Raw genomic sequence first — 14,022 nt, 5'->3', positions numbered from 1 at the left:
TTGAATGATGCTGACTCGCCTGCTGGTAATCCTTGTGACGTTTGCCGGTATTGCCGGTTGTGGATCGACACGAACACTTTCCAGCGACAACGTTGCTCGCGTGGACGATCTGCAGCTCAAGGGAACGGGCTGTGGCGACACACTTCCACGCGTATACGGGGGAGTGGTCTACAACCTTTGCGTGATGAGCGGAGACTCCCATCCCCGTGGAGGACCGCTATACGCCATCGCTCCCATGAACGTGCCGATGGCGTTTCTCGACATGGGCGTTTCCGCAGTGGCCGATACCCTGACGCTTCCTTACACCCTGTACCGCCAGAACCAGGACGGCGACATTCAGCTGCTTCGCGATTAGGGCCGTCTAGAGTGAGAGTTCCAACTTCTCGGGAGCTCTCTGATGAACGCATTGAACGGCAAGGTCGCGGTTGTCACCGGCGCGGCGAGCGGCATCGGCAAACAGATCGCCCTGACCCTGGCGCAGGCCGGTGCCGCAGTGGCGATCGCCGACCTGCAGCAGGACGCCGCCCGGCGCGTGGTCGCCGAGATCGAAGCCGCCGGTGGCAAGGCACTGGCGGTGGCCATGGACGTGACCGACGAGCAGGCTGTGGACCGCGGCATCGAGCGGGTAGTCGCCACCTTCGGCGGGCTCGACATCCTCGTCTCCAACGCTGGCATCCAGATCGTCAATCCGTTGCAGGACTACGCCTTCGCCGACTGGAAGAAGATGCTCGCCATCCACCTCGACGGCGCCTTCCTCACCACCCGCGCAGCGCTGCGCCACCTGTATCCGGCCGGGCGCGGCGGTGTGGTGATCTACATGGGCTCGGTGCACTCCCACGAAGCCTCGCCGCTCAAATCCGCCTACGTCACTGCCAAGCACGGCTTGCTCGGCTTGGCCCGTACCCTGGCCAAGGAAGGCGGGCCACACGGCGTGCGCTCCCATGTGGTATGCCCCGGTTTCGTGCGCACACCGCTGGTGGAGAAGCAGATTCCCGAACAGGCGAAGGAGCTGGGCATCAGCGAGGAAGCGGTGGTGAAACAGGTGATGCTCGGCGGGACGGTGGATGGCGAGTTCACCAGCGTGGAGGACGTGGCGCAGACGGTACTGTTCCTGGCCAGTTTCCCCTCGGCGGCGCTCACCGGACAGTCGGTTCTGGTCAGCCATGGTTGGGGAATGCGCTGAGCTGGAGGCGCAAGGACAATGACCCCGTCTCGTAAGGGGACGAGCGGGGTCATTGGGTCGACTTGCTTGCGCCGGCAAGAGCTCTGGTTCACCCGGGGCGTCTGCCTCTGCCGGGTCCGGGCTCGTTGCGTCGGAGCAGGTGTAGATTCCTACATGCCGGTGCTTGGCGATGTAGTGGATTTCCCCTTCGTGGTGTCAGGAGGTTCTTCACTGTAGGAGCTTTCCCGGAACGGTAATCGTGGGATTGGCCGGCATCTACGACCGAAGCGGGTTATGGGAGCGCGCCATGCGCGCGATCGCGGGCATGGCCTGCTCCTACAGCACTCGTGCAGGATCAGACCGCCTTGGGCAGCGGCGCGAACAGCGCGTCGATGTCCGCGTCGTCCAGCTGCCAGTCGCTGCCCGAGCCGTCGAGGATGCCGGCGGCCAGTGCGGCCTTGTCGCGCTGCAGCAGCTGGATCTTCTCTTCCACCGTGCCACGGGCGATCAGCTTGTAGACGAATACCGGTTTGTCCTGGCCGATGCGGTACGCGCGGTCGCTGGCCTGGTTCTCGGCGGCCGGGTTCCACCAGGGGTCGTAGTGGATCACGGTGTCGGCGGCGGTGAGGTTCAGGCCTACGCCACCTGCCTTCAGGCTGATCAGGAACAGCGGCACGCGGCCTTCCTGGAAATCCTTCACCGGCGCGCGGCGGTCGCGGGTATCACCGGTGAGCAGGGCGTACTCCAGGTTGCGCTCGGCCAGCGCCTCGCCGATCAGTGCGAGCATCGAGGTGAACTGCGAGAACACCAGCACCCGGCGGCCTTCGGCGAGCAGTTCTTCGAGCATGTCGAGCAGGTAGACCAGCTTGCCCGAGGTCACCGCGCGCGCGGATTTGCCGGTGGGCGGCGGGGCTTCCTTGTTCACCAGGCGGATGTCGCAGCAGACCTGGCGCAGCTTGAGCAGCGCCTCGAGGATGATGATCCGGCTGCGCGCCAGGCCACGGCGGGCGATCTCGTCGCGCACCTTGCGGTCCAGCGCCAGGCGCACGGTCTCGTAGAGATCGCGCTGTGCCTCGCTGAGCTCGATGTGCTGGATGAACTCGCTCTTGGGTGGCAGTTCCGAGGCCACCTGCTCCTTGGTGCGACGCAGCAGGAACGGGCGGATGCGCGCGGCCAGGTGTGCCAGACGGCCCTGGTCGCCGTGGCGCTCGATGGGGGTGCGGTAGTCCACGGCGAACTGCCGCGCATCACCCAGCCAGCCCGGCAGCAGGAAGTGGAACAGCGACCACAGCTCGCCCAGGTGATTCTCCAGCGGCGTGCCGGTCAGGCACAGCCGATGGCGCGCCCGCAGGTGGCGTGCGGCCTGGGCGGCCTTGGTGGTGGCGTTCTTGATGTTCTGTGCCTCGTCGAGGATCAGCAGGTGATACTCGTGCTGCGCCAGTTTCTCGGCATCGCGCGGTAACAGGGCGTAGGTGGTGAGGATCAGGTCGTGCTCGGCGATCTTCGCAAATGCCTTGCGCCGCCCGGCGCCATGCAGGGCGAGCACCCGCAGGTCGGGCGTGAAGCGCTCGGCCTCGTCCAGCCAGTTGGGAATGAGGCTGGTGGGCATGATCACCAGCGCCGGGCTGGTCAGGCGCCCGGCCTGCTTTTCCAGCAGCACGTGGGCGAGGGACTGCAGCGTCTTGCCCAGCCCCATGTCGTCGGCGAGGATGCCGCTGGCGTCGACTTCGCGCAGGGTCTGCATCCAGCTCAGGCCTTCGTGCTGGTAGCCGCGCAACTCGGCGTTGAGGCCGGCGGGAATCTGCGCCGGCTGGGCGCGGTAGTCGCGCAGGCGATGGGCGATTTCGCGCAGTTGCTCGCCGCCCTGCCAGGTCAGCGGCAGTTCTTCCAGCTCGGTCAGGCGCGCGGCGTCCGGCGCGCCCATGCGCAGGCGGCGCACCGGTGGCTGTTCACCGATGTAGAACTCGGACAATGTGCCCAGCATCGGCTTGAGCTTGCCGAACGGCAGCGAGACGCGCAGCGGCCGGTCGGAGGCGGTCTGCCAGGTGTGCACAGGGTTGCGCCCGGCATCCAGGCGCAGCACCAGTTGTTCATCGTCGGAGTGGCGGGCAAGGGCGACCGGGTCGAGCAGCGCCGGCATGCGCCGGATCAGTTCGATCAGCGCCGGCAGCAGGCTGATGCGCCGACCTTCCACTTCGATGCCCAGCTCCAGGTCGAACCACTGGCGGTCGTCGGTTTCCTCGATCTCGGCGTACCAGTTTTCCACCGGCGTGAGGTCGAAGACGAATTCGGGGCGGATATCGATTTCCCAGCCCTGTTCGCGCAGGTGCGGCAGGCCTTCGCGCATGAACTCCTGCCAGGCGCTGTCGTCGGGCAGTTCGAACATTTCCCCGGCACTGTCTTCCAGCGCATCGCTGCGGCGCATCGCCGGTTTGAAGCCCAGCTCGCGAAGGTCCAGGCGCCAGGCGTGTTCCAGTTCCAGCTCGCGGCTGACGCGGACGATCTGGTCATCGCGGAACACCCGGATTTCGCGACCGGAACGCGGCGTGACGCTGCCCGAGACCGGCATATCGCCATACAGGAACGCCAGCGCGGCGCGGTGCCGGGAGATGTTCTGCATGCGTCCGCTGCGCAGGTCGAAGCCGCTGTGCACGTGGCTGCCCAGGGTCAGCCGTGGCCGGGGCGCGAGTTCGTCGCGCTCCACGGCAGGCAGTGGAGATTCGGCGGGTGGCTTCATCCGAGTGTCCTTCCGGCAGTCCAGCCGAGTACGCAAACGCCCGATGATACCGCGATTTTTCTCGGGCGGGACGCGGAAGGAAACCGGCGGTCAGCGGGCGAAGCGTTTTGCCCCCGCAACGCACAGCACAACCGCGACGGTCGCGCCGGCCATCAGCGGGCTGATCTGCTCGTGCAGCAGCAGGCCGGCCAGCGCCAGGCCGAAGAACGGTTGCAGCAGCTGCAGCTGGCCGACCGCGGCGATGCCGCCGGTGGCCAGGCCGTGATACCAGAAGAAGAAGCCGATGAGCATGCTGAACAGCGAGACGTAGCCGAGGCTGATCCAGGCCGGCCAGCTGGCGCCGGTGAAGGTTTCCGGCTGGGTGTACCAGGCCAGCGGCAGCATCAGCGGCAGGGACAGCACCAGCACCCAGCAGATCACCTGCCAGCTGCCCAGGTGGCGCGCGATGCGCCCGCCTTCGGCGTAGCCCAGGCCGCAGACCGCCACGGCGGCGAGCATCAGCAGGTCGCCGGTGAAGTTGCCCGCGCCGCTCTGCGACAGGGCGAAGCCGGCGACGACGGCGCTGCCCAGCAGCGAACAGATCCAGAACGCCGGCCGCGGCTGTTCACCGGCGCGCACCACGCCGAACAGCGCGGTGGCCAGCGGCAGCAGGCCGACGAAGACGATGGCGTGGGCCGAGTTGACGTGCTTGAGCGCCAGCGCGGTGAGCAGCGGAAAGCCCACCACCACGCCGCCGGCGACCACCAGCAGGGGGACCAGGTCCTTGCGCGCCGGCAGTTTCTGCCGCAGCACGATGAGGATCGCCGCCGCCAGCAGGCCAGCGATGCTGGCGCGGGCGAGGGTGAGAAAGGTCGGGTCGAAGTCGGCCACTGCTACCCGCGTCGCCGGCAGTGATCCGCTGAAGATGAGGACGCCGAGGAAGCCACTGAGCCAGCCGCCGAGGTGGCTGTTCGTGGCGAGAGTCTGGGTGTTGTTCATGGTGGGTCTTCCGGCAGGAGAGCGAGCCTGGAGGATGCGCGCGGAGCCGCCGGGCGGCCAGTGACAGAAGGGTACAATTTGCGCAAACTGTCCGTAAATTATCTCGGTACACCTTATCCGGGGGCAAGCGAGGGCGGCATGGGCAGACCAAAGAGCACGCGGGTCGATTCGGTGATGCAGCACGTGCGTGAACGCCTGGCCGCACGGGCGCTGGTGCCCGGTGAGCGGCTACCGTCGATTCGTCAGTTGGCCGAACAGCTGGAAGTGTCCAAGACCACCGTCGTGGAAGCCTATGACCGGCTGGCCGCCGACGGTGTGATCGCCGCGCGCCGGGGTTCCGGCTTCTATGTCGCCGGCCATGCGCCGCCGCTGTCCCTGGCGGATGTCGGTCCGGCGCTGGACCGCAGCATCGATCCGCTGTGGATTTCGAGACAGTCGCTGGAGGCCGCGGATACCTCGCTCAAGCCCGGCTGCGGCTGGCTGCCGCCGTCCTGGCTGCCGGAGGAGGAATTGCGCCGGGCGCTGCGGCAGATTGCCCGCGCGCCGCAATCGAGCCTGCTGGAATACGGCCGCCCCTACGGGCATTCCGGCCTGCGCGAGCAGCTCGCGCGCCGGCTGGCGGACTACGGCGTGCCGGTCGGACCGCAACAGGTAGTGCTCACCGACAACGGCACCCAGGCTATCGACCTGGTTTGTCGCTTCCTGCTGGAACCGGGCGACTGCGTGCTGGTGGACGACCCCGGCTACTTCAACTTCCAGGCCCTGCTGCGCGCGCATCGCGTGCAGGTGGTGGGCGTGCCCTACACGCCGACCGGGGCTGACGTTGCTGCCATGGCGACCCTGCTGGAGCAGCACCGCCCGCGTCTGTACATCACCAACTCGGCCTTCCATAACCCTACCGGCGCGGTGCTTTCGCCACTGGTTGCCCATCGGCTGCTGAAGCTCGCCGAGGCCCATGACCTGCTGATCGTCGAGGACGACATCTTCGGCGACTTCGAACATGAGAGTGCGCCGCGCCTGTCGGCCTTCGACGGGCTGGAGCGGGTGATCCAGGTCGGCAGCTTCTCCAAGACACTGTCGGCTTCGGTGCGCTGCGGCTACATCGCCACCCAGCCGGAATGGTGCGAGCGCCTGGTGGACCTGAAGCTGGCGACCAGCTTCGGCAACAGCCCGTTCAGCGCGGAGATGCTCTACGAACTGCTGCGCAAGGGCAGCTATCGCCGCCACCTGGACAGCCTGCGCGGGCGCCTGGCCGATGCCATGGGCGAGACGCTGCTGCGCCTTCGCGCGCTGGATATCCAGCCCTGGCTGGAACCGCGTGGCGGGGTGTTCGTCTGGGCCTGTCTGCCGGATGGGCTGGATGCCGCCGAAGTCTCGCGGGCGGCGCTGGCGGACAATCTGGTGCTGGCGCCCGGCAATGTCTTCAGCCTGAGCCAGAGTGCCGCCGGCCACCTGCGCTTCAACGTCGCCCAGTGCCTGTCGCCCCGCGTCTTCGAGGGGCTGGAGCGGGCCATGGGGCAAGCGCGCAGGCGCTGACAGAAATCGAGCTCAGAACTGGACGGGCATTCCTTTTCTGCCCGCGAATCCAGAGCGTTTCCCTCTCCGGAAGCCGGCAGAAAAGGCCGCGGGGCAGGGCAATAAGCCCTGGGCCGACTGAAAAGCCTGCGGAAAGCTGAACAGCTGTACAGCAGGATCTGAAAAATACCACCTCACGGTCGAAAAGGTACGGCGAACCACGAACAGGCCAAACCTCTAGGATTATCGATTCAGCACCTCAGGCTCGCGACAGGTGATTCGAGGTGAATCGTTGGATCAGAAGAAGAGGACGCTCTATGGCCGAACCGTGCCAGCTGTACCTGAATGTCGCCATCAGCCGCGCCAGGCTGGAAGATTTCCTGCGTCAGGAGACAGGATCCGCTGCGCGTTTCGAGGACCTGGATGAATGGCTGGATCGCAATCCCCAGCACCGCGGCGGTTTGACCTGGAGGGAACTGTGCGAACTGGGGCAGGGAACGACGGCGGCGGGCTGGGTGGCTGGCTGGAGCCGGCACCTGCGCTCGCCGGCCTGGAATCATTACGATGACTGGACCCAGACCTGGAGCCTGGGCGTGCTGGAGTTCCGCGACAGCCGGGACTGGATAGTCGGCGTGCTCAACGTGCTGCGACGTGTAGCGGAGCACAAGGACCTGCCAGGCACGGACTACCTGCTGATCTATGAATACCTCTTTGGCAAGGGCTCGGTAGTGGCCGCTGTCGAACTGACCCCTGGCGCATCCCGAATCCTCCTCGAGCAACCGCCGCCTCGTGTCATGGCCGAAGCCGACATAGTGATGAGCAGGCTTATACGCGCCATGGATGTGACTGCAACCTATGCCGTTCAGCGAATTTCCGACACAGATACTCACAAAAGGCGTTGCTGAGTTCTTTTAATTGAGAATTAGTATCATATAATTCCGCTTTTCAATCGCGTGCCTGGGAACAGCCCGGGCCGCCTTGCCCGTATCCCGTCGAGACTTGCCGTATGACCGGAACCCAGGCTGGCGCCGTTGTCGCCCGCATCCTCAGCGCCGTGGTCGGCGGCTATGCCCTGGCCTATACCGCGACTGCCTTCCTCAGCGTCTACCTGCCGATGTCGAGGCCGGACCGCGTTTCGCTGTCGAGCCTCGCCTGCTTCATCGTCTGGGTCGCGGCGATCCTCTACGCCTTCGGCGCGAAGAGCCCGTGGCGTGCGGTCTGGCTCCCGGTGGCAGTGAGTGTCGTGCTTGGCGTCGCGGCCTTCCTGCCGAGTGGCTACGGAGTGCGTCCATGAGCCTGCGTCAATCGATGTCCGGCCTGCACACCTGGGCCGGGCTGCTGGTCAGCTGGATTCTCTTCGTCGTGCTGTTCTCCGGCACCGTCGCAGTGTTCGACAAGGAGCTCACCCGCTGGATGACCCCGCAGCTGCACAAGCTGGAGCAGGTCAAGGTGGGCGCCGACCAGGTGCGCGAGCTGATCGCCCTGCGCGCGCCCAAGGCCCATGGCTACTGGATGCACCCGCCCACTGAGCGCATGCCGTACTGGACGGCGGGCTGGGAGCCGGCGGACTTCAGTGAGTTCCAGTCCTTCCTGGTGGATGCCCAGAGTGGCGAGGTGCTGCCCAGGACGGTCGGTGGCAACTTCTTCCTCGAACTGCATTACGAACTGCACGGCGGAATCCTCGGCCTCTACGTGGTCGGCGTGGCCGGTGTATTCATGCTGGTGGCACTGGTCAGCGGGGTGATCGTCCACCGGCGCATCTTCAAGGACTTCTTTACCCTGCGCCCGAAAGCTGCCCGGCAGCGCGCGTGGCTGGATGCGCACAACGTGCTGGGCGTGCTCGGCCTGCCGTTCCATCTGCTGATGGCCTACACAGGCCTGGCGATCTTCATCACCTTCTATATGACCGCCGGCATCAAGGTGGCCTACAAGAACGACATGGAGCACTTCTTCCATGACGTGCAGGGCGCCTTCGATCGCGAGGCGCTGGGCAAGCCGGCCAAGGCGACCAAGTCCATCGACAACATGATCCTCAAGGCCCGCGAGGCCTGGGGCGATGACAGCCAGGTCGGCTGGATCAACATCGAGAACCCGGGCGATGCGGCGGCGATGGTGCAGATCCGCAAGGCGATCGACAAGAGCATGGTCAACGACCAGCGTACCGTGTCCTTCGACTCCGGCAGCGGCGCGCTGCTGCACGTGCAGAAGCCCTACAAGCCGGGCTACAAGACCTACGCCTGGCTGACCGGCCTGCACATGGCGCAGTTCGGCAACGAGCTGCTGCGGGTGATGTATTTCGTCCTCGGCCTGGTGGGCTGCGTAATGGTGTTCGGCGGCCTGCAGGTCTGGGTCAGCAAGCGTGAGGGGCGCGGCCACCGTGGCGTTGCGCTGGTGCGTACGCTCAACGGCGCGGTTTGCGGCGGTCTGCCGATCGCCTCCCTCGGCCTGCTGGCGGCATCGCGCCTGCTGCCGGCCGACCTGCTCCAGCGCACCCGCTGGGAAGCCACCGCCTTCGTGGTCATCTGGCTGCTGGCGCTGGCCCACGCGTTGCTGCGCCGTGGCAGTCGCTCCATGGCTCGCGAGCAGTTCGCCGCGCTGGCGGCGCTGGCGTTGCTGCTGCCGGTGCTGAGCCTGTTCGGCCCCGAGCCAGGGCGGGTCACGACGCATGTCGCCAACGGCGACTGGATGATGGTCGGTATCGATCTCGGCCTGCTGCTGATCGGCGGTCTCTGCGCTTTCCTCGGCTGGCGACTGGGACAGGAGCGTGTTGAGCCGACTCGCGCACGGCGCGTCCGTAACGAGGAGTACGCCTGATGCTGCTGGTGTTCGGTCTCAACCTGCTGGCGCTGGCGGCGGCCTGCCTGTCGCTGTCCCGCCATCATCGCGATCTGTTCGGCAGTGCTCCATCGCCGTCCCGCGTGCGCCTGCTGCGGATCGTGGCGTTGGTGGATGGCGTGCTGGCGCTGGCCTATTCGATTCACCGTATGGGCATCGAACTGGGCATCGTCTACTGGGCATGCCTGCTGATGATCGCCTGTGCTGCGCTGGTCCTGCTGCTGGCCTGGCGTCCGCGCTGGGCTTTGCCGACGGCGGCGGCTATGCCGGTGATCGGTGGCGTGCTGGCGGTGCTGGGCTGACGCCGGACTTGCCGGCGTATTCGCTGATGAGTAGTGCAGGACTCAACCTGTAGGAGCGGGCCATGCCCGCGAACCCTGTACCGGCCGGTACACGACCGAATGCCTACTCCTCGAACGCCTGCCGGTATTCCCCCGGTGTCCCGCCTACCACCGATCTGAAACGGTTGGCGAAGTGGCTGGCGCTGGAGAACCCGCAGGCCAGGGCAACCTGGCTCAGCGGCTGGCGGGTGTCGCGCAGCAGGCGCTGCGCCAGGGCCACGCGGCGGGCCAGGACGTACTGGTGCGGTGGCATGCCGAAGCTTTCGCGGAACATCCGCGCGAAGTGGTATTCCGACAGCGCCGTCTGCATCGCCAGCTCGCCGAGGGACAGCGGCTGGTCCAGGCGCTGCTCGATGTAGTCGGCCACGCGCCGGCGCATGGTCGGCGCCAGCCCGCCCTTGAGTTTCAAGCCTTCGCGCATGCCGACCTGGTTCAGCAGCAGGTGATCGATCAGGTCATGGGCCAGCGTACTGGTGCGAATGCGTTCGCCCGGCTCGTGCCAGTCGAGCTTCACCAGCTGGCGGAAGCGCGCGGCCTGCTGCGGGTCGTCGAGGAAGGTGCGTTCGTGCAGTTGCAGTTCACGCGGCTCGCGGTCGAGCAGGCGGATGCAGCCGAGCGAGAACTGTTCCTGGCCGATATAGAGGTGGGCCAGGCGGATGTCGCCGTTGACGATCCAGGCCGACTCGGCGCCGGCCGGCATCACGCAGAGCTTGTCGGGCGCCCCAGTGGTGCCGGGGGCACCACGACGGAAGGTGCCGGTGCCGTCGTTCAGGTAGCAGGACAGTGTGTGGTGGCTCGGCGCGTGGTAGTCGCGGGCGTCGTGGCTGTTGCTCCAGATCGCCGCGGACAGCCCGTCGCCCAGCTCCGCGCAACGCTCCAGGCGGGCGTTGGGCGAGGCGTTCATCGACTGGAAGACTTCGAGCTGCGAAATGGCTGACATGGATGTTCCTCTGTTGCCTTCACTCTACCCGCGCGGGCGCGCCTTGCCAGCCCGGTTGTCGCAATAAGCGCAAGAATCTGCAAGCCGGCGCCGGGGGCGGGCGGGAGACTGTTTCCGTAGGATTTTCGGAGACCGCCATGAACCTCTCGCTCTACCTGCTCACCGTGCTCATCTGGGGCACGACCTGGATCGCCATCAAGTTGCAGGTCGGCGTGGTCGCCATTCCTTTGTCCATCGCCTATCGCTTCAGCCTGGCGGCGCTGGTGCTGTTCGCCCTGCTGCTGGTTTCGCGCCGGTTGCAGCCGTTGGGACGGCGTGGGCAGGCAATCTGCTTCGCCCAGGGATTGTGCCTGTTCTGCGTGAATTTTCTGTGCTTCTACACCGCCAGCCAGTGGATTCCCAGCGGGCTGGTCGCCGTGGTGTTCTCCACCGCGACGCTGTGGAACGCGCTGAATGCCCGGGTTTTCTTCGGCCAGCGGATTGCGCCCAACGTCCTGGGCGGCGGCGCATTCGGTCTGGCAGGGTTGGCGCTGCTGTTCTGGCCGGAGCTGTCCGGGCATCAGGCCTCGCGGGAGACCTTCTACGGCCTGGGGTTGGCGCTGCTCGGCACGCTGTGTTTCTCGGCGGGTAACCTGCTGTCGAGCCTGCAGCAGAAAGCCGGGCTGCGGCCGCTGTCGACCAACGCCTGGGGCATGCTCTATGGCTCGCTGATCCTGCTGGTGATCTGTCTGGTGCAGGGTGTGCCACTGACTTTCGACAGCAGCCCGCAGTACGTCTGGTCGCTGCTGTACCTGGCGATCCCCGGCTCGGTGATCGGCTTCACCGCCTACCTGACGCTGGTCGGGCGCATGGGACCGGAGCGTGCGGCCTACTGCACCGTGCTGTTCCCGGTGGTGGCGCTGAACGTCTCGGCCTTCGCCGAGGGCTACCAGTGGAGCCTGCCGGCGCTGGCCGGGCTGGGGCTGGTGATGGTGGGTAACGTGCTGGTGTTCCGCAAGCCCAGGCCGGTGTTGCAGCCGGTGCGGGCGTGATGTTCCTCGTAGCTTCGTAGGGCGAACAACGCGCCAGCGTTATCCGCCGCCGAGGTGCCGGCGGATAACCTGTCCCAGGTTATGCGCCCTACGAAAAGCGCATCAGGCTTTCCAGGCCTGCGGATTGACCAGGTTCTTCGGCCGCTCACCGCGCAGGGCGGCTTCGAAGTTGTCCAGCGCGCACTCGGCCATGGCCTGGCGGGTTTCGTGGGTGGCCGAGCCGATATGCGGCAGGGTCACGGCGTTGGGCAAGGCGAACAGCGGCGACTCGGCCAGCGGTTCCTTCTCGTAGACATCCAGGCCGGCGGCGAGGATACGCTTCTCCTGCAGCGCTTCCACCAGCGCGGCTTCGTCGATCACCTGGCCGCGGGCGATATTCACCAGGATGCCGGTGGGCTTCATCAGCTCCAGCTCACGCTTGCCGATCAGCTTGCGGGTCTTGTCCGACAGCGGTACCACCACACAGACGAAATCCGCCTCGCCCAGCAGTTCCTCGAAACCGCAGAAGCGCGCGCCGAACGCCTGTTCCAGCTCCGGCTTGCGGCTGTTGCCGTGGTAGAGGATGTCCATGTTGAAGCCGAAGTGGCCGCGACGGGCGATGGCCGCGCCGATGCGGCCCAGGCCGAGGATGCCGAGCTTCTTGCCGTGCACGTCAACGCCGAAGTGCTGGGCGTCCACGGTGCGCTTCCACTGCCCGGCCTTGGTCCAGGCATCCAGCTCGGCGGTGCGCCGGGCGGCGGCCATGATCAGGGCGAAGCCCAGGTCGGCGGTGGTTTCGGTCAGCACGTCCGGGGTGTTGGTCAGCGGGATGCCGCGCTGGTTCAGGTAGTTCAGGTCGTAGTTGTCGTAGCCCACCGAGACGCTGGAAATGACTTCCAGCTGGGCGGCCTGGGCCAGTTGCTTCTCGCCCAGCGGGCGGCCGACGCCGATCATGCCGTGGGTGGTCGGCAGGGCGGCGGCCAACTGCGCGTCGACATCGCCCTGCTTGGGGTCGAGCACGGTGACGTTGAACTGGCTGCGCAGGCGGTCGAGGTGTTCCGCGGCAAGGCGGCTGAAGACGAACACATTCTTTTTCATGGCTCTCGGACGGCAGGGAAACGGAGGGGGCTTAACCCTACCATTGCCGAGCCAGAGCGGCGCAAGGCCTGCGTGCGCGCCGGGCGATTATCGAACGTGGGGTGGTGTGCGGCGGGGAAGAAGATGGGTTCGCGGGCAAGCTCACTGAACACCGGGGTAAGGAGTTACACAGTGAGCTTGCCCGCGAAACACGACGAAAAGGGTGGTCAGGGTCCCACATCGGCGAGCCCGGCGCCATCGGCCTGGAGCACACCGGGGAGATTTTCTCGCAGGTACGCGACCCAGGTCTTGATCTTTGCGTCCAGATACTGTCGCGACGGGTACAGCGCATAGACGTTGAGTATCTGCAGTTTGTAGTGCGGCAGCACGCGCACCAGCGAGCCGTCGCGCAGGCCGTCGATGGCCGAGTAGACGGGCAGGGCGCTGATGCCCATGCCCGAGCCGATGGCCTCGGTCATGGCATCGCCGACGTTCACCTGGAAGGGCGAGGGGCCGAGGGTGATCATTTCCTGGCCGTTGGGGCCGTCGAACAGCCACTTGTCCAGCGGCAGCACCGGGCTGATCAGGCGCAGGCAATCGTGGTCCATCAGCTCCGTCGGGGTTTTCGGCGTGCCGCGCCGGGCCAGGTAGTCGGGCGAGGCGCAGAGGATGCTGTAGGTCTCGCCGATACGCTGGGATACCAGGCCCGAGTCGGGCAGTTCGGAGGCAACCACGATGGCCACGTCAAACCCCTCGTCGAGCAGGTCCGGCACGCGGTTGGCCATGGTCAGCTCGAAGGTCACGTCCGGGTGCAACTGGCGGTAGTTGGCGATGGCGCGGATTACGTAGTGCTGGCCGATGCCGGTCATCGAGTGTACGCGCAGGCGGCCGGCGGGGCGGGCATGGGCGTCGCTGGCCTCGGCTTCGGCTTCCTCGACGTAGGCGAGAATCTGCTCGCAGCGCAGCAGGTAGCGCTGGCCAGCCTCGGTGAGGGCGATCCGCCGGGTGGTGCGGTTGAGCAGGCGGGTCCGCAGGTGGGACTCCAGATTGGCGACCGCGCGGGATACGTAGGCGGTGGTGGTGTTCAGCTGCTGTGCGGCGGCGGTGAAACTGCCGGTTTCCGCGACACAGGCGAACGCACGCATGGTCTGCAGTGTGTCCATTGGGGCCTCGTCAGTGGGGCGTCTGTCCCGGGTGGCGACGCAGTGAAGCGATACGTCGTCGCCGGCAGCATGTCCTTGATGGGTGGCAATGCGCGGAGCAGAGCGGGGGCGGCCTATTGTCACATGGATGGCGACACACATTGTTTCATTATCGGTAATAAACAATCACAAATCAGCCGGCTTATCCGTTCCCTTCCCCATCCCTAGAATTCAATCGCCGCCATTGGCTTTGCCGGCATCTCCACGCTTAAAAGCCCCACGCTG

The 14,022-nt window shown here is 66.2% G+C and carries 13 protein-coding genes; 8 read left to right on the top strand and 5 right to left on the bottom strand.

Features of this window, described 5'->3' with window-relative positions; all coding sequences use genetic code 11:
- Positions 1 to 7: 7 nt before the first annotated feature.
- Positions 8 to 355, top strand: a complete 348-nt coding sequence (locus IB261_RS24220; RefSeq protein WP_225605904.1) for a YceK/YidQ family lipoprotein — start codon at positions 8 to 10, stop codon at positions 353 to 355.
- A gap of 42 nt (positions 356 to 397) precedes the next feature.
- A complete protein-coding gene (locus tag IB261_RS24215; RefSeq protein WP_192380991.1) occupies positions 398 to 1,183 on the top strand; it encodes a 3-hydroxybutyrate dehydrogenase in 786 nt (261 codons plus the stop codon).
- 334 nt (positions 1,184 to 1,517) lie between these two features.
- Here IB261_RS24215 and IB261_RS24210 read toward each other — a convergent pair whose 3' ends face one another.
- Complete coding sequence (locus IB261_RS24210) at positions 1,518 to 3,899, bottom strand: DEAD/DEAH box helicase (protein WP_081516214.1); 2,382 nt, start codon at positions 3,897 to 3,899, stop codon at positions 1,518 to 1,520.
- Positions 3,900 to 3,989: 90 nt separating this feature from the next.
- Entirely contained in the window at positions 3,990 to 4,877 is an 888-nt protein-coding gene (locus IB261_RS24205) for a DMT family transporter (protein ID WP_081516213.1), read from the bottom strand.
- 138 nt (positions 4,878 to 5,015) lie between these two features.
- Here IB261_RS24205 and IB261_RS24200 point away from each other — a divergent pair, with 138 nt between their 5' ends.
- The 5 genes from IB261_RS24200 to IB261_RS24180 all read left to right on the top strand — a co-directional run bounded on the left by IB261_RS24200 (position 5,016) and on the right by IB261_RS24180 (position 9,529).
- Positions 5,016 to 6,413 (top strand): aminotransferase-like domain-containing protein, encoded by a 1,398-nt coding sequence (locus IB261_RS24200; protein ID WP_192380992.1) that lies wholly within the window; start codon positions 5,016 to 5,018, stop codon positions 6,411 to 6,413.
- A 296-nt stretch (positions 6,414 to 6,709) separates the two neighbouring features.
- A complete protein-coding gene (locus IB261_RS24195) occupies positions 6,710 to 7,297 on the top strand; it encodes a hypothetical protein (protein ID WP_192380993.1) in 588 nt (195 codons plus the stop codon).
- 101 nt (positions 7,298 to 7,398) lie between these two features.
- A complete protein-coding gene (locus IB261_RS24190; protein WP_081516210.1) occupies positions 7,399 to 7,686 on the top strand; it encodes a DUF3649 domain-containing protein in 288 nt (95 codons plus the stop codon).
- Complete coding sequence (locus tag IB261_RS24185; protein WP_192380994.1) at positions 7,683 to 9,206, top strand: PepSY-associated TM helix domain-containing protein; 1,524 nt, start codon at positions 7,683 to 7,685, stop codon at positions 9,204 to 9,206. The genes IB261_RS24190 and IB261_RS24185 overlap by 4 nt, the downstream gene beginning before the upstream one ends.
- Entirely contained in the window at positions 9,206 to 9,529 is a 324-nt protein-coding gene (locus IB261_RS24180; RefSeq protein WP_192209826.1) for a DUF3325 domain-containing protein, read from the top strand. The genes IB261_RS24185 and IB261_RS24180 overlap by 1 nt, the downstream gene beginning before the upstream one ends.
- A 103-nt stretch (positions 9,530 to 9,632) precedes the next feature.
- On the opposite strand, the gene IB261_RS24175 is transcribed toward IB261_RS24180, so the two are convergent.
- A complete protein-coding gene (locus IB261_RS24175) occupies positions 9,633 to 10,508 on the bottom strand; it encodes a helix-turn-helix domain-containing protein (RefSeq protein WP_081516207.1) in 876 nt (291 codons plus the stop codon).
- A 137-nt stretch (positions 10,509 to 10,645) separates the two neighbouring features.
- Between IB261_RS24175 and IB261_RS24170 the strand changes: the two genes are divergently transcribed.
- A complete protein-coding gene (locus IB261_RS24170) occupies positions 10,646 to 11,539 on the top strand; it encodes a DMT family transporter (protein WP_192380995.1) in 894 nt (297 codons plus the stop codon).
- 102 nt (positions 11,540 to 11,641) lie between these two features.
- Here IB261_RS24170 and IB261_RS24165 read toward each other — a convergent pair whose 3' ends face one another.
- The gene (locus IB261_RS24165; RefSeq protein ID WP_192223941.1) at positions 11,642 to 12,616 is read right to left on the bottom strand and encodes a 2-hydroxyacid dehydrogenase; all 975 of its coding nucleotides are present in this window, start codon (positions 12,614 to 12,616) and stop codon (positions 11,642 to 11,644) included.
- A 206-nt stretch (positions 12,617 to 12,822) separates the two neighbouring features.
- A complete protein-coding gene (locus IB261_RS24160) occupies positions 12,823 to 13,758 on the bottom strand; it encodes a LysR family transcriptional regulator (RefSeq protein WP_081516204.1) in 936 nt (311 codons plus the stop codon).
- Positions 13,759 to 14,022: the final 264 nt, after the last annotated feature.

The sequence above is a fragment of the Pseudomonas sp. PDM20 genome (assembly GCF_014852575.3).
Classification (GTDB): Bacteria; Pseudomonadota; Gammaproteobacteria; order Pseudomonadales; family Pseudomonadaceae; genus Pseudomonas.
Note: the sequence above shows the minus strand (reverse complement) of the source record. Positions and strands in the feature narration are given on the sequence as shown.

What these genes read in the sequence shown, in the direction of transcription:
- IB261_RS24165 (WP_192223941.1), bottom strand. Translation starts at nt 12,616, where the DNA reads ATGAAAAAGAATGTGTTCGTCTTCAGCCGCCTTGCCGCGGAACACCTC.
- IB261_RS24190 (WP_081516210.1), top strand. Translation starts at nt 7,399, where the DNA reads ATGACCGGAACCCAGGCTGGCGCCGTTGTCGCCCGCATCCTCAGCGCC.
- IB261_RS24200 (WP_192380992.1), top strand. Translation starts at nt 5,016, where the DNA reads ATGGGCAGACCAAAGAGCACGCGGGTCGATTCGGTGATGCAGCACGTG.
- IB261_RS24220 (WP_225605904.1), top strand. Translation starts at nt 8, where the DNA reads ATGCTGACTCGCCTGCTGGTAATCCTTGTGACGTTTGCCGGTATTGCC.
- IB261_RS24185 (WP_192380994.1), top strand. Translation starts at nt 7,683, where the DNA reads ATGAGCCTGCGTCAATCGATGTCCGGCCTGCACACCTGGGCCGGGCTG.
- IB261_RS24170 (WP_192380995.1), top strand. Translation starts at nt 10,646, where the DNA reads ATGAACCTCTCGCTCTACCTGCTCACCGTGCTCATCTGGGGCACGACC.
- IB261_RS24195 (WP_192380993.1), top strand. Translation starts at nt 6,710, where the DNA reads ATGGCCGAACCGTGCCAGCTGTACCTGAATGTCGCCATCAGCCGCGCC.
- IB261_RS24175 (WP_081516207.1), bottom strand. Translation starts at nt 10,508, where the DNA reads ATGTCAGCCATTTCGCAGCTCGAAGTCTTCCAGTCGATGAACGCCTCG.
- IB261_RS24215 (WP_192380991.1), top strand. Translation starts at nt 398, where the DNA reads ATGAACGCATTGAACGGCAAGGTCGCGGTTGTCACCGGCGCGGCGAGC.
- IB261_RS24210 (WP_081516214.1), bottom strand. Translation starts at nt 3,899, where the DNA reads ATGAAGCCACCCGCCGAATCTCCACTGCCTGCCGTGGAGCGCGACGAA.
- IB261_RS24205 (WP_081516213.1), bottom strand. Translation starts at nt 4,877, where the DNA reads ATGAACAACACCCAGACTCTCGCCACGAACAGCCACCTCGGCGGCTGG.
- IB261_RS24180 (WP_192209826.1), top strand. Translation starts at nt 9,206, where the DNA reads ATGCTGCTGGTGTTCGGTCTCAACCTGCTGGCGCTGGCGGCGGCCTGC.
- IB261_RS24160 (WP_081516204.1), bottom strand. Translation starts at nt 13,758, where the DNA reads ATGGACACACTGCAGACCATGCGTGCGTTCGCCTGTGTCGCGGAAACC.